Annotated in this window: 18 protein-coding genes and 1 riboswitch; of the genes, 9 read left to right on the forward strand and 9 right to left on the reverse strand. The window is 72.9% G+C overall.

From position 1 onward, the window contains the following. The first annotated feature begins 1 nt into the window (after window position 1). A riboswitch (glycine riboswitch) is annotated at window positions 2-134 on the forward strand. A 104-nt stretch (window positions 135-238) separates the two neighbouring features. Beyond that, complete coding sequence (gene gcvP / locus ACZ52J_RS30270; RefSeq protein ID WP_360508228.1) at window positions 239-3,139, forward strand: aminomethyl-transferring glycine dehydrogenase; 2,901 nt, start codon at window positions 239-241, stop codon at window positions 3,137-3,139. 156 nt (window positions 3,140-3,295) lie between these two features. Here gcvP and ACZ52J_RS30275 read toward each other — a convergent pair whose 3' ends face one another. Together ACZ52J_RS30275 and ACZ52J_RS30280 are read right to left on the reverse strand one after the other, a co-directional pair. Continuing rightward, window positions 3,296-3,487 (reverse strand): DUF5999 family protein, encoded by a 192-nt coding sequence (locus tag ACZ52J_RS30275; RefSeq protein WP_030256473.1) that lies wholly within the window; start codon window positions 3,485-3,487, stop codon window positions 3,296-3,298. 415 nt (window positions 3,488-3,902) lie between these two features. Beyond that, window positions 3,903-4,475 (reverse strand): hypothetical protein, encoded by a 573-nt coding sequence (locus tag ACZ52J_RS30280; protein ID WP_360508230.1) that lies wholly within the window; start codon window positions 4,473-4,475, stop codon window positions 3,903-3,905. A gap of 383 nt (window positions 4,476-4,858) precedes the next feature. On the opposite strand from ACZ52J_RS30280, the gene ACZ52J_RS30285 reads away from it, so the two are divergent. Both ACZ52J_RS30285 and ACZ52J_RS30290 read left to right on the forward strand, forming a co-directional pair. Then, window positions 4,859-6,364, forward strand: a complete 1,506-nt coding sequence (locus ACZ52J_RS30285) for a glutamate-cysteine ligase family protein (RefSeq protein ID WP_360508235.1) — start codon at window positions 4,859-4,861, stop codon at window positions 6,362-6,364. 150 nt (window positions 6,365-6,514) lie between these two features. Further along, window positions 6,515-7,303 (forward strand): CPBP family intramembrane glutamic endopeptidase, encoded by a 789-nt coding sequence (locus ACZ52J_RS30290; protein WP_465623270.1) that lies wholly within the window; start codon window positions 6,515-6,517, stop codon window positions 7,301-7,303. Here the strand turns inward: ACZ52J_RS30290 and ACZ52J_RS30295 are convergent. The 6 genes from ACZ52J_RS30295 to ACZ52J_RS30320 all read right to left on the reverse strand — a co-directional run bounded on the left by ACZ52J_RS30295 (window position 7,281) and on the right by ACZ52J_RS30320 (window position 12,988). Then, entirely contained in the window at window positions 7,281-7,817 is a 537-nt protein-coding gene (locus ACZ52J_RS30295) for an HAD domain-containing protein (RefSeq protein WP_465623271.1), read from the reverse strand. The genes ACZ52J_RS30290 and ACZ52J_RS30295 overlap by 23 nt on opposite strands. Before the next feature lie 99 nt (window positions 7,818-7,916). Further along, window positions 7,917-9,185 carry an MFS transporter gene (locus ACZ52J_RS30300; RefSeq protein WP_465623273.1) on the reverse strand — a complete coding sequence of 423 codons (1,269 nt, stop codon included), beginning with the start codon at window positions 9,183-9,185 and terminating at the stop codon, window positions 7,917-7,919. Between the two features lie 137 nt (window positions 9,186-9,322). Next, window positions 9,323-10,024 (reverse strand): dienelactone hydrolase family protein, encoded by a 702-nt coding sequence (locus ACZ52J_RS30305; RefSeq protein WP_360508247.1) that lies wholly within the window; start codon window positions 10,022-10,024, stop codon window positions 9,323-9,325. Window positions 10,025-10,082: 58 nt separating this feature from the next. After that, window positions 10,083-11,495, reverse strand: a complete 1,413-nt coding sequence (locus tag ACZ52J_RS30310) for a sugar porter family MFS transporter (RefSeq protein ID WP_465623275.1) — start codon at window positions 11,493-11,495, stop codon at window positions 10,083-10,085. A gap of 117 nt (window positions 11,496-11,612) precedes the next feature. Next, window positions 11,613-12,302 carry an FMN-binding negative transcriptional regulator gene (locus ACZ52J_RS30315; protein ID WP_465623277.1) on the reverse strand — a complete coding sequence of 230 codons (690 nt, stop codon included), beginning with the start codon at window positions 12,300-12,302 and terminating at the stop codon, window positions 11,613-11,615. A gap of 14 nt (window positions 12,303-12,316) precedes the next feature. After that, the gene (locus tag ACZ52J_RS30320) at window positions 12,317-12,988 is read right to left on the reverse strand and encodes a pyridoxamine 5'-phosphate oxidase family protein (protein ID WP_360508255.1); all 672 of its coding nucleotides are present in this window, start codon (window positions 12,986-12,988) and stop codon (window positions 12,317-12,319) included. 34 nt (window positions 12,989-13,022) lie between these two features. On the opposite strand from ACZ52J_RS30320, the gene ACZ52J_RS30325 reads away from it, so the two are divergent. Both ACZ52J_RS30325 and ACZ52J_RS30330 read left to right on the forward strand, forming a co-directional pair. Continuing rightward, window positions 13,023-14,360, forward strand: a complete 1,338-nt coding sequence (locus ACZ52J_RS30325) for an aminotransferase class I/II-fold pyridoxal phosphate-dependent enzyme (RefSeq protein ID WP_465623278.1) — start codon at window positions 13,023-13,025, stop codon at window positions 14,358-14,360. A 266-nt stretch (window positions 14,361-14,626) separates the two neighbouring features. Next, the gene (locus ACZ52J_RS30330) at window positions 14,627-15,820 is read left to right on the forward strand and encodes a GDSL-type esterase/lipase family protein (protein WP_465623279.1); all 1,194 of its coding nucleotides are present in this window, start codon (window positions 14,627-14,629) and stop codon (window positions 15,818-15,820) included. Between the two features lie 135 nt (window positions 15,821-15,955). Here ACZ52J_RS30330 and ACZ52J_RS30335 read toward each other — a convergent pair whose 3' ends face one another. Then, window positions 15,956-17,314 carry an NAD(P)/FAD-dependent oxidoreductase gene (locus ACZ52J_RS30335; RefSeq protein ID WP_360508263.1) on the reverse strand — a complete coding sequence of 453 codons (1,359 nt, stop codon included), beginning with the start codon at window positions 17,312-17,314 and terminating at the stop codon, window positions 15,956-15,958. A gap of 238 nt (window positions 17,315-17,552) precedes the next feature. Here ACZ52J_RS30335 and ACZ52J_RS30340 point away from each other — a divergent pair, with 238 nt between their 5' ends. The 4 genes from ACZ52J_RS30340 to purB all read left to right on the forward strand — a co-directional run bounded on the left by ACZ52J_RS30340 (window position 17,553) and on the right by purB (window position 20,831). Continuing rightward, window positions 17,553-18,308 carry a HipA family kinase gene (locus tag ACZ52J_RS30340; protein WP_360508266.1) on the forward strand — a complete coding sequence of 252 codons (756 nt, stop codon included), beginning with the start codon at window positions 17,553-17,555 and terminating at the stop codon, window positions 18,306-18,308. Beyond that, entirely contained in the window at window positions 18,305-18,721 is a 417-nt protein-coding gene (locus tag ACZ52J_RS30345) for a DUF3037 domain-containing protein (RefSeq protein ID WP_465623281.1), read from the forward strand. Before ACZ52J_RS30340 ends, ACZ52J_RS30345 begins: the two co-directional genes overlap by 4 nt. A 96-nt stretch (window positions 18,722-18,817) precedes the next feature. Continuing rightward, window positions 18,818-19,273: a MarR family winged helix-turn-helix transcriptional regulator gene (locus ACZ52J_RS30350; protein ID WP_465623282.1), complete on the forward strand. Its 456-nt coding sequence runs from the start codon at window positions 18,818-18,820 to the stop codon at window positions 19,271-19,273. A gap of 127 nt (window positions 19,274-19,400) precedes the next feature. Continuing rightward, on the forward strand, window positions 19,401-20,831 hold the full coding sequence (gene purB / locus ACZ52J_RS30355) for an adenylosuccinate lyase (RefSeq protein ID WP_360508275.1): 1,431 nt from the start codon (window positions 19,401-19,403) through the stop codon (window positions 20,829-20,831). Window positions 20,832-20,834 lie beyond the last annotated feature (3 nt).

A 20,834-nucleotide genomic window follows, 5' to 3' on the forward strand; every position in this document is an offset into this window, starting at 1 on the left:
GTCACTCTGGAAAGCAGGGCAGGAGTCTCGGCACAGAAGCCGGCGACCACCACCCTCACCGACGGTGCAAGCCGACGGAGCGCCCACAGCGCACCGTGCGGGCGAAGCTCTCAGGTCCCGATGACAGAGGGGGAGGCCTGTCGGGTCCGCCCGCCATGGCTCATTCGCTGTCCGCAGCGGGGAAGGCCGGTCGGCGCGCGTACCCCCGCCGGTCCGTGACCAGGAGGCCTCGACCACCATGAACGCCCAGCCGAACGCGGGACGCCCCACCAGCGCCTCGACCCTCACCGAGCTTGAGCTGGCCAGCCCCTTCGAGAACCGCCACATCGGCCCCGACGCCGCCGCGCAGGAGAAGATGCTGGCGTCCGTCGGCTACGGCTCGCTGGACGAGCTCGCCGCCACCGCCGTGCCCGAGGCGATCCGCTCCATCACCGCCCTGGACCTGCCCGCCGGCCGGACCGAGGCCCAGGTCCTCGCCGAGCTGCGCGAGCTGGCCGGCCACAACCGGGTGCTCCAGCCGATGATCGGCCTGGGCTACTACGGCACCTTCACCCCGCCGGTGATCCTGCGCAACGTCATGGAGAACCCGGCCTGGTACACCGCCTACACCCCGTATCAGCCGGAGATCTCGCAGGGCCGCCTGGAGGCGCTGCTCAACTTCCAGACCGTGGTCTCCGACCTGACCGGCCTGCCGACCTCCGGCTCCTCGCTGCTGGACGAGGGCACCGCGGCCGCCGAGGCGATGGCACTGGCCCGCCGCGTCACCAAGGTCAAGGGCGGCGTGTTCCTGGTCGACGCCGAGACCCTGCCGCAGACCATCGCGGTGATCGAGACCCGCGCGGTGCCGACCGGTGTCGAGGTCGTCGTCGCCGACCTGTCCGAGGGCATCCCGGCCGAGATCGCCGAGCGCGGTGTCTTCGGCGTGCTGCTGCAGTACCCGGGCGCCACCGGTGTGGTCCGCGACCTCGCCCCGGTGATCGAGCAGGCGCACGGCCTGGGCGCGATCGTCGCCGTCGCCGCCGACCTGCTGGCGCTGACCCTGCTCAAGTCCCCCGGCTCGCTGGGCGCCGACATCGCCTGCGGCACCTCGCAGCGCTTCGGCGTGCCGATGGGCTTCGGCGGCCCGCACGCCGGCTACCTCTCGGTGCGCGCCGAGTACGCCCGCTCGCTGCCCGGCCGCCTGGTCGGCGTGTCCGTCGACTCCGACGGCAACCGCGCCTACCGCCTCGCGCTGCAGACCCGCGAGCAGCACATCCGCCGCGAGAAGGCCACCAGCAACATCTGCACCGCCCAGGTGCTGCTCGCCGTGATGGCCTCCATGTACGCCGTCTACCACGGCCCGGACGGCCTGGCCGACATCGCCCGCCGCACCCACCGCTACGCCGCCGCCCTCGCCGAGGGCCTGCGGGCCGGCGGCGTCGAGCTGCTGCACGGCGAGTTCTTCGACACCGTCACCGCCGTCGTCCCGGGCCGCGCCGCCGAGATCGCCGCCGCCGCCCGCGCCAACGGCATCAACGTCCACCAGGACGGCGCGGACCGGATCTCCGTCTCCGCCGACGAGACCACCACCCGCGAGCACCTGGCCGGCGTCTGGGCCGCGTTCGGCGTCGAGGCGGTCGAGGTGGCCGAGGGCGCCGAGGCGCTGCCGGCCGCGCTCCTGCGCGACGACGAGTACCTGACCCACCCGGTCTTCCACAGCCACCGCTCGGAGACCGCCATGCTGCGCTACCTGCGCCGCCTGTCGGACCGGGACTACGCGCTGGACCGGGGCATGATCCCGCTGGGCTCCTGCACCATGAAGCTCAACGCGACCACCGAGATGGAGGCCGTGACCTGGCCGGAGTTCGGCCAGCTCCACCCCTTCGCGCCGATCGACCAGGCCCAGGGCTACCTGACCCTGATCCGCCAGCTGGAGCAGCAACTGGTCGAGGTGACCGGCTACGACGCCGTGTCGATCCAGCCGAACGCGGGCTCGCAGGGCGAGCTGGCCGGCCTGCTGGCCGTCCGCGCCTACCACCACGGCAACGGCGACACCCAGCGCGACGTCTGCCTGATCCCGTCCTCCGCGCACGGCACCAACGCGGCCTCCGCGGTGATGGCCGGCATGCGCGTGGTCGTGGTGAAGACCCTGGTCGACGGCGACGTGGACGTCGAGGACCTGAAGGCCAAGATCGAGCAGCACCGCGACAACCTGTCGGTGCTGATGGTCACCTACCCGTCGACCCACGGCGTGTACGAGACCCAGATCACCGAGATCTGCGCGATGGTGCACGAGGCCGGCGGCCAGGTGTACGTGGACGGCGCCAACCTGAACGCCCTGGTCGGCCTCGCCAAGCCGGGCAAGTTCGGCGCGGACGTCTCGCACCTGAACCTGCACAAGACCTTCTGCATCCCGCACGGCGGTGGCGGCCCGGGCGTCGGCCCGGTCGCGGTGCGCGCCCACCTGGCGCCGTACCTGCCGAACCACCCGCTGCAGTCGGAGGCCGGCCCGGCCACCGGTGTCGGCCCGATCTCGGCCGCGCCGTGGGGCTCGGCGGCGATCCTGCCGATCTCCTGGGCGTACGTCCGGCTGATGGGCGGCGAGGGCCTCAAGCGCGCGACGCAGGTCGCGGTGCTGAACGCCAACTACATCGCCAAGCGCCTCGCGCCGCACTTCCCGGTGCTCTACACCGGCCCGGGCGGGCTGGTCGCGCACGAGTGCATCATCGACCTGCGCCCGCTGACCAAGGAGACGGGCGTGACGGTGGACGACATCGCCAAGCGCCTGATCGACTACGGCTTCCACGCGCCGACGATGTCCTTCCCGGTGGCCGGCACGCTGATGATCGAGCCGACCGAGTCCGAGGACCTGCACGAGATCGACCGGTTCTGCGACGCGATGATCGAGATCCGGGCCGAGATCGACAAGGTCGGCTCGGGCGAGTGGGCCGCCGACGACAACCCGCTGCGCAACGCCCCGCACACCGCCGCCGAGCTGGCCGGCGACTGGGCGCACGGCTACTCGCGGCAGGACGCGGTCTTCCCGGCGGGCGTGAACCCGGCGGACAAGTACTGGCCGCCGGTGAGCCGGATCGACGGCGCGTACGGCGACCGCAACCTGGTCTGCTCCTGCCCGCCGCTGGACGAGTACGGCGTCTGACGGAGCCGGGCGCCACGGCGTCCGGACGAACGGCAGGGCCCCGGCGGAACTCTCCGCCGGGGCCCTGCCCGTACTGCCTCGAGTCGGTGTCCGGGCCGGCCGTACGGTCGGGACCGCGGTGCGGTCGCGCCCGGCGTACGGCCGGGGACCGGGTGGTCAGGCCGCGTGGGCGACGGGTCGGCGCGGCGCGATCACCCGGCCGTCCGGCAGCAGCTCTCCGGTGTCCTCGAACAGGACGACGCCGTTGCAGAGCAGGCTCCAGCCCTGCTCCGGGTGGCAGGCCACCGACACGGCCGCTTCGCGGTCCTCGGACTCGGCCGATGGGCACTCAGGACGGTGCTGGCACATACGCGTACCCTCGCTTCGCTCTGCGATCCTCCCCGTGGTGCGGTCGCCGGAGGTCGTGCCGTCCGGAGGCCGCCGCGGTAGTCGGATCCTGTCCGCACGCCGACCAGGTGTTGACCGGCGCTCAAGTGGGTAGGACAGGTGGTCCTTCCACGCTGGTTCCCAGTGTCGGCATCCGTGGACGTGCGCGCAGCGATTTCGTGACATGCGCCACAACTCCCGGGCAGAGATCACCCGTTCAGGTGGGGGCAGGGGGAAATCGCGCACCGGTGGGTCAGGCGGTGGATGGCCCGATCAGGCCATGGGGGATGGCCCGTTCCGGTGGTCGCCGTTCGGGTGATGCACCCGGGCCCGGGTGCGCGGGCACGACGGAGGGCCGCCGGGCGGTGGTCCGGCGGCCCGTGCGGATACGGGTGGTTCAGGAGGAGCCGAGGAGCAGCGGCCTGGCGAGCGGGGCCCGGGCGAGCAGCGGCAGCAGTTCGGCGGCCGGGTAGGCGCGGTGGGCGGTGACGCCGAGCGGGGCCGGGGCGAGCGGGATCAGCAGGTCGGCGGCCGGGCCGGTGTCGGGGCTGTGCAGCCAGAGCGCCGTCGCGTACTGGCCTGGGAAGGTCAGCAGTCTGGGCTGTTGGCGGATCCGGGAGTTCTGGGCGAGCTGCCAGGCCTCGCGCAGCGCCCGGACCGTCGAGTCGAGGTAGGGGCCGGCGGTGAAGTGGGAGAAGGTGTGGCCCTCGACGGCCTGCACCACCTCGGCGGCGGCGGCCACGTCGGCGCCGTCCTTGATCAGGAAGCGCCACCCGGTGCGGCGGGCGGCGGGGAGATCGGGGTGCGGGCCGTGCAGGACATGGACCGCGAGCGGATGGGCGGGGATCAGGGGGCCGGCCGGATGGCGCAGTGCTGCGGCGGCGGGCTGGCGCAGCGCGGTCTCCGAGTCGAGTGCGCCCAGGACGGCACGCAGGGCGCTCGGCGGGGGCTGGGGGGTCTGCAGAGTCATGGCGGGGTCCGCCTCTCCAGGTGAGATCGGCGTGCGAGAGCGGCATACCGGCATGGCGTGGCGCGTCATCGGTGACGGGGGCCGGGCCGTGTCCGGTTGTGCAGGATCGCGGTGCCGGCGCGGTCGCCGCCGTCGACGAGGGCTGCGCGGTGGGAGCGGACCGGCCGGAGCGCTGTGCGAATTTTCATCGAACAGATGCGCAGGGTGATCTGTTTATCACAGGCGGTGGCGCCGAGCAAGTCTGCAGATAGTCTGAATTACCGTCAGTTTCCTTGCATTGCAAGCCAGTACAAGCATTCGGGTATCGATCTTCGAGGTGGGCATGATGCTTGCACGGTCGGTCGGCCGGGTGGCTCAACGGGGTGTCTCAGGAGGAGGGGACCGTGGGCGAGAAGGTCGTGGCGACTCGGGCGGATCTGGCGGACCGACAGCTCTACCGGCGAAAGCTCCAGGCCTGTCAGGAGGCGCTGGGGCGGATGCTGCGGGAGGACCGTTTCGACCGGCCGCGGGCGGTGATGGGGCTGGAGATCGAGCTCAACCTGGCCGACGAGCAGGGCCTGCCGGCCATGAACAACGCCCAGGTGCTCAGCGAGATCGGCTCCAGCGACTTCCAGACCGAGCTGGGCAAGTTCAACATCGAGGTCAACATCACGCCGCACCGGCTCTGCGGGCACGTCTTCGAGGAACTGCGGGAGGAGCTCGACATCGGGCTGCGCTACGCCGACCGGCGGGCCGCCGAAGCGGGCGCCCGGATCGTCATGGTGGGCATCCTGCCGACCCTCGAGCACGCCCACACCGGCCTCGACGCGATGAGCCACAACCAGCGGTACACCCTGCTCAGCGACCAGATACTGGCCGCGCGCGGGGAGGAGATCGCGCTCGACATCGAGGGCGTCGAGCACCTCCAGCTGGAGTCCATCACCATGGTCGCCGAGGCCGCCGCGACCTCGCTGCAACTGCACCTCCAGGTGACCCCCGAGCGCTTCTCCTCGGTGTGGAACGCCGCCCAGGCGCTCTGCGGGCCACAGCTCGCGCTGGGCGCGAACTCCCCCTTCCTGTTCGGGCGGGAGCTGTGGCGGGAGACCCGTCCGGTGCTCTTCCAGCAGGCCTGCGACACCCGTTCGGCCGAGCTCAAGGCGCAAGGCGTGCGCCCGATCACCTGGTTCGGCGAGCGCTGGGTGGACTCGGCGTACGACCTCTTCGAGGAGAACCTGCGCTACTTCCCCGCCCTGCTGCCGATCTGCGACGACGAGGACCCGCTGAAGGTCCTGGCCACCGGCGGCGCGCCCAAGCTCGCCGAGATGCGGCTGCACAACGGCACCATCTACCGCTGGAACCGGCCGATCTACGACGTCTCGGGCGGGGTGGCGCACCTGCGGGTGGAGAACCGGGCGCTGCCGGCCGGGCCGACGGTGGCCGACACACTGGCCAACGCCGCCTTCTACTACGGGCTGGTGCGGGTGCTTGCCGAGCAGCCCCGGCCGGTCTGGACCCGGCTGCCGTTCGAGCGGGCGGACGAGAACTTCCGGCAGGGCGCCCGGTACGGCATCGACGCGGTGTTCCAGTGGCCGCGCCCCGGACGGGCCGGACGCGGCGGCGGGCTGCAGACGGTGTCCGCCGTCGACCTGGTGCTCGGCGAGCTGCTGCCGATGGCCTACCAGGGCCTCGACGAGTGGGGCGTGGAGCCCGCCGACCGGGACCGCTACCTGGGCATCATCGAGCAGCGCTGCCTGCGCCGCACCAACGGCGCGGCCTGGCAGAGCGCGACCTTCCACCGACTGCGCGAGCAGTACGGGATGGACCGGCCGGCGGCGCTCGCGGCGATGACCCGGCGCTACGCCGAGCACATGCGCGGCGGGGAGCCGGTGCACACCTGGCCGGTGGGTTAGCCGGTACGCACCTGGCCGGTGGGTCGGCCGGTGTGTACCCCGGTCGGCCGGTACGCACCTGGCCGGCCGGCTGACCGGGCCGCTGTGTCAGGATGATCGCTCCGGCGGTCGGCCGACGGCCGGAGCGACCGCCCGTCCGCTGGAGCCCCCGTGACCACCGTCCCGACCGCGCCGGAGACCGAGCAGCCCACCCGCCGGCTGCTCGGGGCGGAGCTGCTGATCGTCCTCGGCCTCTCGCTCGGGGCCAGCGGGATCAGCGCGCTGATCAGCTTCGCCGGCTCGCTCACCGAACCGATCAAGCTCGGCCAGCAGGTCGCCACGCTGAACGGCTCGCGGGCGCCCGGGCGGCCCTGGCTGGACCTGGTGTGGCAGCTGTACTACATCGGGCGCGGCCTGATGCCGGTGGTACTGGTCGGCTACCTGCTGGTGCGCGAGGGCGCCGCGCTGCGGGTGCTGGGCTTCGACCTCGGGCAGAAGCTGCGCGACCTCGGCCGGGGCGCGGCCGTCGCGGCGGCGATCGGCGGGTCGGGGCTGGCGCTGTACCTGGCCTCGCAGGCGGCCGGGTACAACCTGACGGTCGCGCCCTCGGGGCTGCCGGACGTCTGGTGGCGGGTGCCGGTGCTGGTGCTGTCGGCCTGGCAGAACGCCATCCTCGAGGAGGTCGTCGTCCTCGGCTACCTGCTGCGCCGGGTCCGGCAGTTGGGGTGGTCCTGGCCGGCGGCGGTGGTGGCGAGCTCGGTGCTGCGCGGCTCGTACCACCTGTACCAGGGGGTCGGCGGGCTGATCGGCAACATGGTGATGGGGGCGGTGTTCTGCCTGCTGTACCGGCGCTGGGGGCGGGTGATGCCGCTGGTGGTGGCGCACGCGCTGATCGACACGGTGGCCTTCGTCGGGTACGCGCTGCTCGCCGGGCACGTCAGCTGGCTGCCGACCCCCTGAGCGCCTTGACGGGGAGGGCCTGGCCGCGCGGCGGTCGGGCGAGCAGCCGGTCGACGTGCCGGCGCTCCAGGCCCTGGCCGGGGTCGATCGGCAGCAGCAGGCGGTCGCGGCGCCAGAGCGATTTGCGGACCAGCCGGGAGGGGATGACGTCGTCCACCCAGGCGAACGGGCGGCCTCCGGCGTAGCGCAGCAGCGGGGCCCACTTGGCGGCGGAGAACAGCTCCATCAGCGGGACGTGCGGGTCGTCGGGCTGCGGGACGTAGCCGCTGAGGCGGACCACCGGGAGCGGGTCCAGGCCGATCGCCGGGGCGATGTGGGTGTTGGCGTGCTCCTCCCAGGTGGTGGCCCAGACCAGTTCGTACGTCCCGGCGAGCTCGCGCAGCCAGTCGCCGTGCCGGGCGGACAGCAGGACGGCGTAGCCGAGCAGGGTGTGGGTGTCGAATCCGGCGTCCGGATGCGGGCAGACCGGGTTCAGGACGCCGTCGACGTCCAGGAACAGCAGTGGCTTCGGCACCGGTGGCCCCCCAGAGCGGTCGTGATTCCTACCTGTCCGGACGTACCACCTGTCCCGTTGGTTGCCCACCGGTGGGCGCACGAGGGGCGCACGGGGCGCTCACGACGTGGGCACGGGCTCGGTGGCGGGCACCGGTGCGTCGGTGGTGCTCCGGCGGCTCAGCCGGCGCACCTGCGGCTCCAGCAGGACCGCCGCGCTGAGCACCAGGCAGGCGACGGCGCAGGTCCAGAGCGCGCCACCCAGGCCGAGCGCCACGGCGGCCGGGCCGGCCAGCGCGGTGCCGACCGGGGCGAGCGAGTAGGAGCCGAGCTCGTCGTACGCGGAGACCCGGGAGAACATCTCGGCTGGGATCTCCTGGCGGAGCGCGACCATCCAGTTGACGCCGAAGACGGTGACGCCGACGCCGGAGAGGAACATCGCGGCGATCAGCAGCGGCAGCGGTGCGGCGGCGGCGAGGGCCAGCGCGGGCACGCCGAACAGGAACACCCCCCAGTTGCCGACCAGCAGGATCCGGCGGGGCCGCCAGCGCGCCATCAGCAGGCCGGTGGCCACCAGGCCGACGCCGTAGGCGGACATCGCCAGGCCCCAGGCGCCCGCGCCGCCGAGCCGCTCCTTGGCGATGGCCGGCCCGTACACCGACTCGACCGCGCCGATGCAGGCGACCAGGACGGAGAACTGGAGCACGATCACCCAGAGCCAGCGGCGGGAGGCGAACTCCCGCCAGCCCTCCCGCAGGTCGCGCAGCATGCTGGCGCCCGAGGGGGCGGGGGCCTGCTCCGGCTCCAGGAAGAAGCGCAGCGCGGCGGCGATCAGGAAGCAGAGGGCGTCCAGGGCGAGCACCCAGCCGGGGCCGACCACGGCGGTGAGTGCTCCGCCGAGGGCGGCGCCGCCGATCTGGGAGGCGTTCTGGCCCATCCGGAAGACCGAGAAGGCGCGGGCCGCCTGCTCCTGGGGGACGGCCTGCATGATCATGCCGCCGGAGGCGGGGGAGTAGAGCGCGTAGCCGGCGCCGCCGGCGGCGGAGAGCACCAGCAGCTGCCAGAGTCGGGCGTTCCCGGCCAGGACCAGCGCGGCCAGTACGGCCTGGGAGGCGCCGCTGAACAGGTTGGCGGCGACCATGATCCGGTGGCGGGGCAGGCGGTCGGCGAGGGCGCCGCCGAGCACCAGGAGCAGCACCGTGGGCAGCAGGCGGGCGGCGGTGACGTAGCCGACCTCGGTGGTGGTGCCGCCGTTGCCGAGGACGGCGAAGGCGGTGGCGATGGGGGCGCCGGCATTGCCCAGGCCGCTGACCACGGTGGCGGCGGTCTGGATGCGGAAGTTGCGGCTGGCCCAGGCGAAGCGGCGGGGGCGCGGGGGTGGGGTGGGCACCTGGCGACTATGGCCGGAGTTCGTACAGGTGTCCATCGGGTTTGCGCACCTGTCGGGCCGCCTCGGTGGGTCGATGCCGGGTCGAGTCCGCCAGCCGGTGTCGAGCCGATCCCGGCAGCGGGGCCGGGCCGGCCCCGTCAGCCGAGGTGGCCCCGGAGGAAGGTGAGGGTGCGGCGCCAGGCGATCCGGGCCTGCAGGGGGTCGTAGGTGCCGAGGAGGTTCTCGTCGTTCATGAAGGCGTGCCCGGCCGGGTAGAAGTGGATCTCGGGGCGGACGTCGGTGGCCTCGCCGATCCGGATCGCGGCCTCGTCCACGGCGGTCATCGGGATCGAGCCGTCCAGCTCGCCGAAGTGGCCGAGGACGTGGGCGGTGAGGCCGCGGTAGTCGAAGTCCGGGTCGGGCGGGAGGCCGTAGAAGGGCGCCACGGCGGCCACCTTGTCGCCGGCCCGGGCGGCCAGCAGCAGGGCGAAGCCGCCGCCCATGCAGAAGCCGACCACGCCGACGGCGTCGCCGACCACCCCGTCCAGCGAGAGCAGATGGTCGACGGCCCCGGAGAGGTCCTCGACGGCCCGCTCGACCGGGAGTTCGCGTTTGAACCGGGCCGCCTCGGTGCGGTCGTGGGTGGTCGCACCGCCGAACAGGTCGGGGGCGAGGACGGTGAAACCCTCGGCGGCGAAGCGGTCGGCCATGGTGGCGACGTGCGTGGTGAGCCCCCACCACTCCTGCACCACCACCAGGCCGGGCCCGGCGCCCTGCGGCGGCCGGGCCAGGTACCCGTGCGCGGTACGGCCGTTGCTCGGGAAGGTGACGTTCTGCCGGGAGCCGCGCTGGTCGGGCATGGCTTCCTCTCGGTGGGTCGGGCCGCGTGCGGCGGGGTGCGGGGGGCGGGGGGCGGGGTCAGCCCATCTCCTCCAGGGGGCGGCCCTTGGTCTCCTTGATGCAGAAGGCCACGAACGGGATGGACAGCAGCGCGAAGGCCGCGTAGATGGCGTACGTCGCCGAGAGGTTCCAGTCGGCGAGGTCGGGGAAGCTGACGGTGATCGCCCAGTTGGCGATCCACTGGGCCGACGCCGCGACGGAGAGGGCGAGCGCGCGGATCCGGTTGGGGAACATCTCCCCGAGCAGGACCCAGACCACGACGCCCCAGGAGAAGGCGAAGCACAGCACGAAGACGTGCGCGGCGACCAGGGCGACGGTGGCGTGGGTGTTGTCCAGGGTGGCGGTGTCGCCGGTGCCGTACCGGAAGGAGAACGCCCAGGCGGCGGTGGAGAGCGCGGCCGCCATGCCGATCGAGCCGGCCAGGGCGAGCGGTTTGCGGCCGATCCGGTCCACCAGGGCCATCGCGATCACCGTGCCGATCACGTTGATGATCGAGGTGGAGAGGCTGATCAGAAGCGAGTTGGACTCGTTGATGCCGACCGACTGCCAGAGCAGGGACGAGTAGTAGAAGATCACGTTGATGCCGACGAACTGCTGGAACGCCGAGGCGCCGATGCCGACCCAGACGATCGGCAGCAGGCCGAAGCGGCCGCCGAGCAGGTCCTTCATCCGGGGCTTGTGGGCGGACTCCAGCACCGCGCGGATCTCCGCCACCCGGGCGTCCAGGTCCACGCCCTCGCCCTCGACCTCGACCAGCACCTTGCGGGCCTGCGCCTCGCGGTGGTCGGCGATCAGGAAGCGCGGCGACTCCGGGATGGCGAGCGCCATCAGCCCGTACACCAGGGCCGGGATCGCCTCGACGCCGAGCATCCACTGCCAGGCCTCGATGCCGCCGAGGTGGTTGGTGGACTCGCCGCCGGCGGCCTGGTTGAGCGCCCAGTTGGCCAGCTGGGAGACGGTGATGCCGAGCACGATCGCCATCTGCTGGAAGGAGGCGAGCCGACCGCGGTAGGCGGTCGGCGCGACCTCGGCGATGTAGGTGGGCGCGATCACCGAGGCGATGCCGATCGCGATGCCGCCGATCACGCGCCAGGTGGCGAGGGTCTCGATGTTCGGCGGGAACATCGAGCCGATGCCGCTGGCCGCGAACAGCGCGGCGGCCAGCAGCATCGTGCGCACCCGGCCGAAGTTGTCGGCGAGCCGGCCGGCGATCACCGCGCCGGCCGCCGAGCCCAGCAGCGCGATGGCGACCACGAAGGCGGTGGTGCCGTGGCCCACCGCGAAGTGTTTCTGGATGCCCGTCACCGCACCGTTGATCACCGCGCTGTCGTAGCCGAACAGGAAGCCGCCCATGGCCGCCGCCGCAGAGATGAACACCACGTGGCCGAGATGGGCCTCGCCGGCCGCCCGTTGGCCGTTGACTGTGGACACGCGCGCTCCCCGGGGTGGACGGGCCCGCTCTGACGCGGAGTGGGCAGGGCTCGTCTCACATTCGAGCAGCGGCGGGGCCGACCTGCCCGCGTTCAGGGCCGATCGGGTGACGCGGGGTCAGTCGGCGGCGCGCGGTGTGGTGGTGCGCCCCCGGGAGGTGGCCGGTTGGGCGGCGCGCCGCTCGTGGCGGCGGAGCAGCTGGGTACGGGCGGCGGCGTACTGGTCGCGGCCGCGCCCGCCGCCGTCCGCGCGCTCGGCGAGGCGGTCGGCCATCGCGTACTGCGTCTCGGCGGGCTTCTTGTCGTCGTACTTGAACTTGGCCCGCACCTCCTTCACGGTCAGCCGGAGCCCGCGCAGGCCGGGCAGCTGCCGGGCCAACTCGCCGCCGCCGGGCACCACTCGGACCTCCGGCGTCTCGGGCTGGAAGTGCGCCAGTTGGCGGTTGAGGATCTCCGCCTTGCCGGCGGCGGACTCCACGACCTCGGCGGTGCAGTGGAAGTGGACCGAGGCGTAGTAGCTGGTCGGTGTGCCGGGGGCGCCGCGCCAGTGGCCCGGGGCGAAGGCGTAGCCGTCGGTGACCGCGAGGGTGACCTGCGGGTCGGCCCGGACGGCGGCCAGCAGCGGGTTGGGCGCGGCGAGGTGGAGCAGGATCTCGCCGTGCTCGGCGTACAGCAGGAAGTGCGTCGGGACGAGGACCGGGCCCTCGCCCGGGCCGCCGTTGGCGGCGAGCAGGCCGAAGTCGCGGCCCTCGGCCAGCCAGGCGCGCCACTCGTTCTCGTCGCCGCGGTCCCAGGACCTGATCAGCATCGGAGCGCTCCTCGTCAGCGGGGGTAGGTGCGCAGGTGGGCGGGGAGCGGGATGGTGCCGTCGTCGTGCGGAACGGGGGTGCCGTGCACGGTGGTGACCGGGATCAGGCCGGACCAGTGCGGCAGGTCGGCGTCCTCGGGGTCGTCGGCGGCGTCGTCCTCGCGGGTCTTGGCCGAGACCTCGTCCAGCTCCAGCCGCAGGACGGCGGTGGCGGCGAGCTCCTTGGCGTTGGCCGGGCGGACCTCGGCGGAGCGGCCGGGTATCGCGTGGTCGACCAGGGCGGCCAGCGCGACGTCCAGCTCCTCGGGGTCGGTGACCTGGTGGGCGGTGCCGTGGGCGACGACCGAGCGGAAGTTCACCGAGTGGTTGAACGCGGACTTGGTCAGCACCAGCGCGTCGACCTGGGTGACGGTGACGCAGACCGGCATGCCCTGCTCGCCGGAGGCGCCGCGCATCGGACGGCTGCCGGTGGAGCCGTGGACGTAGAGCCGGCTGCCGACCCGGGCGTAGATCGTCGGCAGCACCACGGGGGCGCCGTCGGCGACGAAGCCGAGGTGGCAGATGTAGGCGCTGTCGAGGATGGCGTGGATCGCCTCCTGCTCCCAGGTGGCCCGGTCCTTGTACCGGGTGGGGGTGGTCCTGGGGGTACGGGAGTAGGTCGGCGAGCCTTCCGTGGTGTCTGACATGACATCCTCTATGTACTAGTGCATAATTTACTTTGTGCTAGGAGACTATCCGCTGAAAGGGCGACGCGCCAGCGAAATCGCGGCGCACATCGAACAGGGCGTGAGCAGCGGACTGCTCGCCCCCGGAACCGCGCTGCCCCCGCTGCGCGACCTCGCCGCCGAACTGGGCGTCAACCCCAATACCGTCGCCGCCGCCTACCGGCTGCTGCGCGACCGAGGCGTGATCGAGACGGCCGGTCGCAAGGGCAGCCGGATCCTCCCCAGACCCGCACTCACCCCGCGCGACCAGATCCGCATCCCCGTCCCCCCGCACGCCCGGGACCTGTCCGCCGGCAACCCCGACCCGGCGCTGCTGCCCGACCTCGGCCCCGCCCTCGCGGCCGCCGCCGAGGCCGCGCGCGCCGAACCGGTGCTGTACGGACACCCGGCCGTAGACCCGGAACTGCTCGCGCTCGCCCGCGCCTCCTTCGAGGCCGACGGCCTGCCCGGCGGCCCGATCGTCGTCGCCTCCGGCTCGCTCGACACCATCGAACGCATCCTCGATGCCCGGCTGCGCCCCGGCGACGCGGTCGCCGTCGAGGACCCGGGCTGGGGCAGCCTGTTCGACCTGCTGCCCGCGATGGGCCTCAAGCACCTGCCCGTCCGGCTGGACGACGAGGGCCCGCTGCCGGACGCGCTCGCGGCGGCGCTGGCCGAGGGCGCCCGGGCGGTGGTGGTCACCAGCCGGGCGCAGAACCCGACCGGCGCGGCGCTCACCGCGCGCCGGGCCGAGGCGCTGAAGGCCGTCCTGGCCGAGCACCCCGGGGTGCTGCTGATCGAGGACGACCACGGGCACGGCATGGTCGACCAGCCGTTCCACCCGCTGGCCGTGGCCGGGTCGCGGCACTGGGCGGTGGTGCGCTCGGCGGCCAAGGCGTACGGGCCGGACCTGCGGGTCTCGGTGGCGGTCGGCGACCCGGAGACGATCGGCCGGGTGTCCGGACGGCTGCGGCTGGGGGCCGGCTGGGTCAGCCACCTGCTGCAGCGCACCGTCGCCGAGCTGTGGCGCAGCGACGCCGCGCCGGTCGCGCGGGTGGCCGCGACCTACCGGGCCCGGCGGGACGCCCTGCTGGGCGAGCTGGCGGCACGCGGGATCGAGGCGCACGGGCAGAGCGGGCTGAACGTCTGGGTGCCGGTACCGGACGAGACCTCGGCGCTGGCGGCGCTGGTGCAGCGCGGCTGGGTCGCGGCGCCCGGCGCGCGGTACCGGATCCAGTCGCCGCCGGGGCTGCGGTTCACCACGGCCCGGCTGGAGTCGGCGCAGGCCAGGGAACTGGCGGAGGACCTGGCGGCGGTGCTGGGAGCGAGCGGGGACGGCTCCCGGCTGGTGTGAACGGCGAGGTGGGCGGTGGTGAACGGCGGGCTGCCGGTGGGGTGGGCGGGGCTGGTGTGACGGGTGTGCGCGGCGGGCGGCAGCCGGTCCGCGGTTGCCGGTCTGGTCTGAACCCGGCGGTAACAAAAGCGAAACCTGCTGCAGATACCTAGCGGTAACAGGCGAGGGCATGTCATCTTCATCGCGCCACCGGCCGGCGGCCCACCCTCACCTACGCGTCTTCCCGTTCCCCATCCACGGGAAGACCGAGCCGCAGGAGTTCCGCAGTGCCCGAAAACTGTTCGAGCATCAACCGCAGCGCACCTCGACTCGGCCGACGGCTGCTCACCGCAGCCTTCGCCCTCCCGCTCGCCCTCGCGGGCCTGGCCGTCGCCACACCGGCCTCCGCCGCACCGGCCGCCGTGCCCTCCGGGCCCACCGCCAGCGTCACGCTCGGCGACAGCTACATCTCCGGCGAGGCCGGCCGCTGGAAGGGCAACTCCGCCGGCACCAGCGGCAGCCGCAACGGCACCGACCGCGCCTGGACCGGCAGTTCGTACGACCCCTCGCGGGTCTACGGCGCCACGGCGGCGAGCGGCTGCGACCGCTCCGACGTCTCCGAGGTGATCAGCGCCTCCACCGGCGCCCAGAACGAGATCAACCTGGCCTGCTCCGGCGCCGTCACCGCGAACATCTTCCGCGCCTCCAACGGCGGCCAGTCGTACAAGGGCGAGGCCCCGCAGGCCGACCAACTCGCCGGCGTGGCGCGGCAGAACAACGTCAAGCTGATCACCCTGTCGATCGGCGGCAACGACCTGGGCTTCGCGGACATCATCTCCAACTGCGTGCAGGACTACCTGATCTGGTACTCGTACTGCCACGACTCCGCGCAGTCCCAGATCGACGACAAGATGCCCACGGCGATGGCCGGGGTCGGCAAGGCGATCGACGAGATCCGCGCCGTGATGGCCGGCGCGGGCTACGCGCAGTCGGACTACCGCCTGGTGCTGCAGTCCTACCCGTCGCCGATCCCGCGCAGCGCCGAGATGCGGTACCCGGAAAGCGGTTGGACCCGGTCCTCCACCGGCGGCTGCCCGTTCTGGGACGGAGACGCCGACTGGGCCCGCGACACGATGGTGCCGCAGATCTCCCAGGCGCTGGCGGGCGTCGCCGCGTCCAAGGGCGCGCAGTTCCTCGACCTGTCGGACATGCTGCAGGGCCGCGAGGTCTGCTCGACGGCCACCAAGCAGCCGACCGCGAGCTCCGGCCCGTCCGCGACCACCGGCGAGTGGGCGCGCTTCCTGGACGGCGGGCTCAACTCCACGCAGGGCGCACTGCAGGAGTCGATGCACCCCAACTACTACGGGCAGCAGGCGGTCGGGCGCTGCCTGACGCTGCTGTGGGGCCGCCCGAGCGGTGACTACGCGTGCCGCAACACGGCCGGGCAGGACGCGAGCGGGATGTACCTCGCCGCGCGGTGACCGTGTGCTGGGCATACGGTGACCGCGCGCTGAGCGCGCTGTGACCGATTGCTGACCACATGCTTCGGCGCCCCCGCGGCCTTGGCTGCGGGGGCGCCGAAGTGATGTGCTGCGAGCAGGACTTGGTGAGCGCGGTCAGCCCTTGGCAAGCAGGGACTGGGCGTGCGCCCGCACCTGATCCTTCGTCAGATAGGCGTCGGTGTACTCGAAATCCTGAAGCCGGGCGGGCTGGCGGGCGAGGAAGCCGGTACGGACGAAGTCGTCCCCGGCGGTCGCGTTGAGCAGCCAGTTGGCGCCCACCCGGAACTTGGCCACATTGGTGCGCATCGCCATCAGGTGGTAGCCACGCGCGACCAGCTGGGCGGGCACCCCGCGCAGCTCCACACCGACCGGCTTGGAGACCGCGTCCTTGCCGCCGAGGTCGACCACCAGGCCCAAGTCCTTGTGGTAGTAAGGCTCCAGGGGCTGGTTGCGGAGCGAGGCGATCACGTTGTTCGCCACCGCGCGGCCCTGCCTGGCGGAGTGCTGGGCGGTCGGCGGGCACACCGCGCCGTCGCCCTTCGCCAGGTCGGGCACGGCGGCGGCATCCCCGAGCGCGAACACGCCCTCGAACTGCGGCACCCGCATCTCCGCCGTCACGGCGAGCCGGCCGCGGACCGTCTCGGCGTCCAGGGTGCCGATCAGCGGGCTCGCCGCCACCCCGGCGGTCCAGATCAGCGTCCGGCAGGGGAGCACCCGGCCGTCGGTGAACTTGACCGACTCGGCGCCGACCTCGGCCACCGACACGCCCAGCGACACCTCGATGCCGCGCTCCCGCAGGATTTCCAGGGCCGCCTCGCCGAGCGGGTCACCGAGCTCCGGCATCAGCTTCGGGGCGATGTCGATCAGGTGCCACTTGATCTGCCGGGCGTCCAGCCGCGGGTAGCGGTGGGACGCGGCGGTGGTCAGACGCTGCAGACAGGCGGCCGTCTCGGTGCCCGCGTAGCCGCCGCCGACCACCACGAACTGGAGCCGGGACTCCCGCTCCCGCTGGTCCAGGGTGGCCGAGGCGAGGTCGAGTTGGGCGATCACGTGGTCACGGACGTAGGCCGCCTCGGCCAGCGTCTTCATGCCGCGGGCGTAGTCGGTGAGGCCCGGGATGTCGAAGGTGCGGGTGACGCTGCCGGGGGCGAGCACCAGGAAGTCGTACTTCTGCGCGACCACCTCGTCGGTGATCTTGCGGACGACGCACACCTTGGAAGCCGGGTCCACGCCGATGGCGCCGCCCGGAACGATGTGGGTGCGGCGCAGCGAGCGGCGCAGGGAGACGGCCACGGACTGCGGGGTGAGGACGCCCGCGGCGACGTGGGGGAGGAGGGGGAGGTAGAGCTGGTAGCTGAACGGCGTGACCAGCGAGATCTCGGCCTCCGAGGGTGACAGCTTGCGTTCGAGGCGGCGGGCGCACTCCAGGCCGGCGAAGCCACCGCCCACGATCAGGATCCGAGGTCGTTCCATCGCTCATCCCTTTGCCGTGAAGGTCCCCATTACTGTCCGCCACACTCGCACGGAGCAGCGGGGGCTGCCACCGGGGTGGGGCGGATGAGGGAGGGGTGAAGGGTGGGCCGTGGTGGGGCAGTGACTGGGGGTGGGACGGGGGTTGTGGCAGCGGGGGCTGCCACCGGGGTGGGGCGGATGAGGGAGGGGAGGGGTTGTGGGCGTACGGCGGGGACGGATGCACCGATAGGCTGTGGGCGTGCTACCCGAGGTGACGGCGATCCGGTACGTGACGCCACTGAGAGAAGGCGGCTCGATGCCGGGCCTGGTCGAGGCCGATGATCGGCGGCTGTACGCGCTGAAATGGGTCGGTGCGGCGCAGGGGCGCAAGGCCCTGGTCGCGGAGGTGCTGGCCGGGGAGCTGGGGCGGCGGCTCGGGCTGCCGGTGCCGGAGCTGGTGACCGTCGACCTGGACCCGGTCCTCGCGCGCAGTGAGCCGGACCACCAGATCCAGGACCAGATGCGGGCCAGTGGCGGGACCAACCTCGGGATGGCGTTCGTCAGCGGCGCGCTCAACTTCGACCCGCTCTGCTTCGAGGTGGATCCCGAACTCGCGGGCCGGGTGCTCTGGTTCGACGCGCTGATCGGCAATGTCGACCGGTCCTGGCGCAACCCGAACCTGCTGGTGGCGACCGGCGGGCTGCGGCTGATCGACCACGGAGCGAGCCTGATCTTCCACCACAACTGGCCCGGTGCCGCCGCCTGGGTGCGCCGCCCGTACGACGCCTCCGACCATGCGCTGCTGCGCGCCAGGCCCGACCTGGAGTCGGCGGACAAGGCGCTCGCCCCGCTCGCGGAGACGGCGATCGAGGCGGCCGTGGCGCAGATCCCCGAGGTCTGGCTGATGGACGAGTTCGGCTTCGACTCGCCCGACGAGGTGCGCGCCGCGTACCGTTCCCAGCTGACCGGGCGACTGGCCGGTCCGCGTGACTGGCTGCCGGAGGTGCCCGCATGAGCGAGTCGTCGACGCCCGCGCTGCCGGCCATCGTCGAGCTGCACGACTACGAGTACGCCGTGATCCGCGCGGTGCCGAGGGTCGAGCGCGGTGAGTGCGTCAACGTCGGGGTGCTGCTGTACTGCCGGCAGAGTTCGCACCTGGCGGCGCGGACCCACCTGGACCAGGCGCGGCTGCTGGCGCTGGACCCGGTGACGGACGTGCAGGGGGTGCGGCGGGCGCTGCACGGGATCGAGGCGGTCTGCCTGGGCGGGCCGCAGGCCGGGCCGGCGGCGGGGGACAGCCCCGGGCAGCGGTTCCGCTGGCTGACCGCGCCGCGCAGCGCGATCGTCCAGCCGGGGCCGGTGCACACCGGGCTGACCGCCGACCCGGACGCCGAGTTGCGGCGGCTGTTCGACCAGTTGGTGCTGTGACCGCCGGGTGCATGTCTGTGAAGGTGTGAGGCGGCTCGCGACGGTTGCCCCGGTCAAAGCTTGAGTTGCTGAAGCACCTGGTCGTACCCTGACCCCATGGGTTCGACACCGACGACGACCGTACCGACCAACGCCGAGCTGATGGAGGCGTTGGCCGCCGTCGGCGCCGCGTATTTCCAGGACTTCGCGGCGGCCGCGGCCCGGCACGGGCTCTCCTCCTCGCAGGCCAAGGCGCTGGGCGCGGTCCGGGAGCCGGTGCCGATGCGCGCGCTGGCCGGACGGCTGGGCTGCGACGCGTCGAACGTCACCGGGATCGTGGACCGGCTGGAGTCGCTGGGCCTGGCCAACCGGGCGGCGGCGGCCGGTGACCGCCGGGTGAAGATCGTGGTGATCACGGCCGAGGGCCGGGAGATCCTGGGCCTCATCCGCAGCGAGATGGGCCGTACCCACCAGGCGTTCGAGGCGATGAACGACGAGCAGCGGATCGCCCTGCACTCGATCTGCACGCAGGTCCTGCCGGTGCTGGCCGGCCGGACGGGCGGCGCGCAGTAGGCCCTGCGCCGCCCGTACCCGCGGACCCGCGTCGGGCCGAGCGGTCCGGCGGGTTCCGGCGGCCGCGGCCGCCGGTGGAGCAGGGTGCCGACGTCCGGCGTGACCTCGGCTGTTACCCTTGCGAAGCGTGAGCGCGAAGCCCCAGATCCCCAATGTCCTGGCCTCCCGGTACGCCTCGGCGACCCTGGCCCAGCTGTGGTCCCCCGAGCACAAGGTGGTCCTCGAGCGCCACCTGTGGCTCGCCGTCCTGAAGGCCCAGCAGGACCTCGGCGTCGAGGTGCCGGCGAACGCCGTCGCCGACTACGAGCGGGTGATCGACCAGGTCGACCTCGGCTCGATCGCCGCCCGTGAGCGGGTCACCCGCCACGACGTGAAGGCCCGGATCGAGGAGTTCAGCGAACTCGCCGGCCACGAGCAGATCCACAAGGGCATGACGTCCCGGGACCTGACCGAGAACGTCGAGCAGCTGCAGATCCGCCGGTCGCTGGAGCACGTGCGCGACCGCGCGGTCGCCGTGCTGGTCCGCCTGGCCACGCTGTCCGCCCAGCACTCCGAGCTGGTCATGGCCGGCCGCTCGCACAACGTGGCCGCGCAGGCCACCACCCTGGGCAAGCGCTTCGCGTCGATCACCGACGAGCTGCTGGTCGCCTTCCGCCGGCTGGAGGAGCTGATCGCCCGCTACCCGCTGCGCGGGATCAAGGGCCCGGTCGGCACCTCCCAGGACATGCTGGACCTGATGGGCGGGGACACCGAGAAGCTGGCCGAGCTGGAGCGCCGGGTCGCCGCGCACCTCGGCTTCGACAACGTGCTGACCAGCGTCGGCCAGGTCTACCCGCGCTCGCTGGACTTCGAGGTGCTCACCGCGCTCGTCCAGCTGGCCGCCGCGCCGTCCAGCCTGGCCAAGACCATCCGCCTGATGGCCGGCCACGAGCTCGTCACCGAGGGCTTCAAGGAGGGCCAGGTCGGCTCCTCCGCGATGCCGCACAAGATGAACACCCGCTCCTGCGAGCGCGTCAACGGCCTGGCCGTCATCCTGCGCGGCTACGCCTCGATGACCGGCGAGCTGGCCGGCGACCAGTGGAACGAGGGCGACGTCTCCTGCTCGGTGGTGCGCCGGGTCGCGCTGCCGGACGCCTTCTTCGCCTTCGACGGCCTGCTGGAGACCTTCCTGACCGTCCTCGACGAGTTCGGCGCCTTCCCCGCCGTGGTCGAGGCCGAGCTGGACCGCTACCTGCCGTTCCTCGCCACCACCAAGGTGCTGATGGGCGCGGTGCGCGCGGGCGTCGGCCGGGAGACCGGGCACGAGGTCATCAAGGAGCACGCCGTCGCCTCCGCGCTGGCGATGCGCGCGGGCGCCCGGGAGAACGAGCTGCTCGACCGCCTGGCCGCCGACGAGCGGATCCCGCTGGACCGGGCCGCGCTGGACGCGCTGCTGGCCGACAAGCTCTCCTTCACCGGTGCGGCCGGTGCCCAGGTCGCCGAGGTGGTCCGTCAGGTGGAGGCCGTCGCGGCCGCCTACCCGGAGGCCGCCAAGTACGTGCCCGCCGACATCCTCTGACCA

Source organism: Kitasatospora sp. NPDC034035 (genome assembly GCF_055575755.1).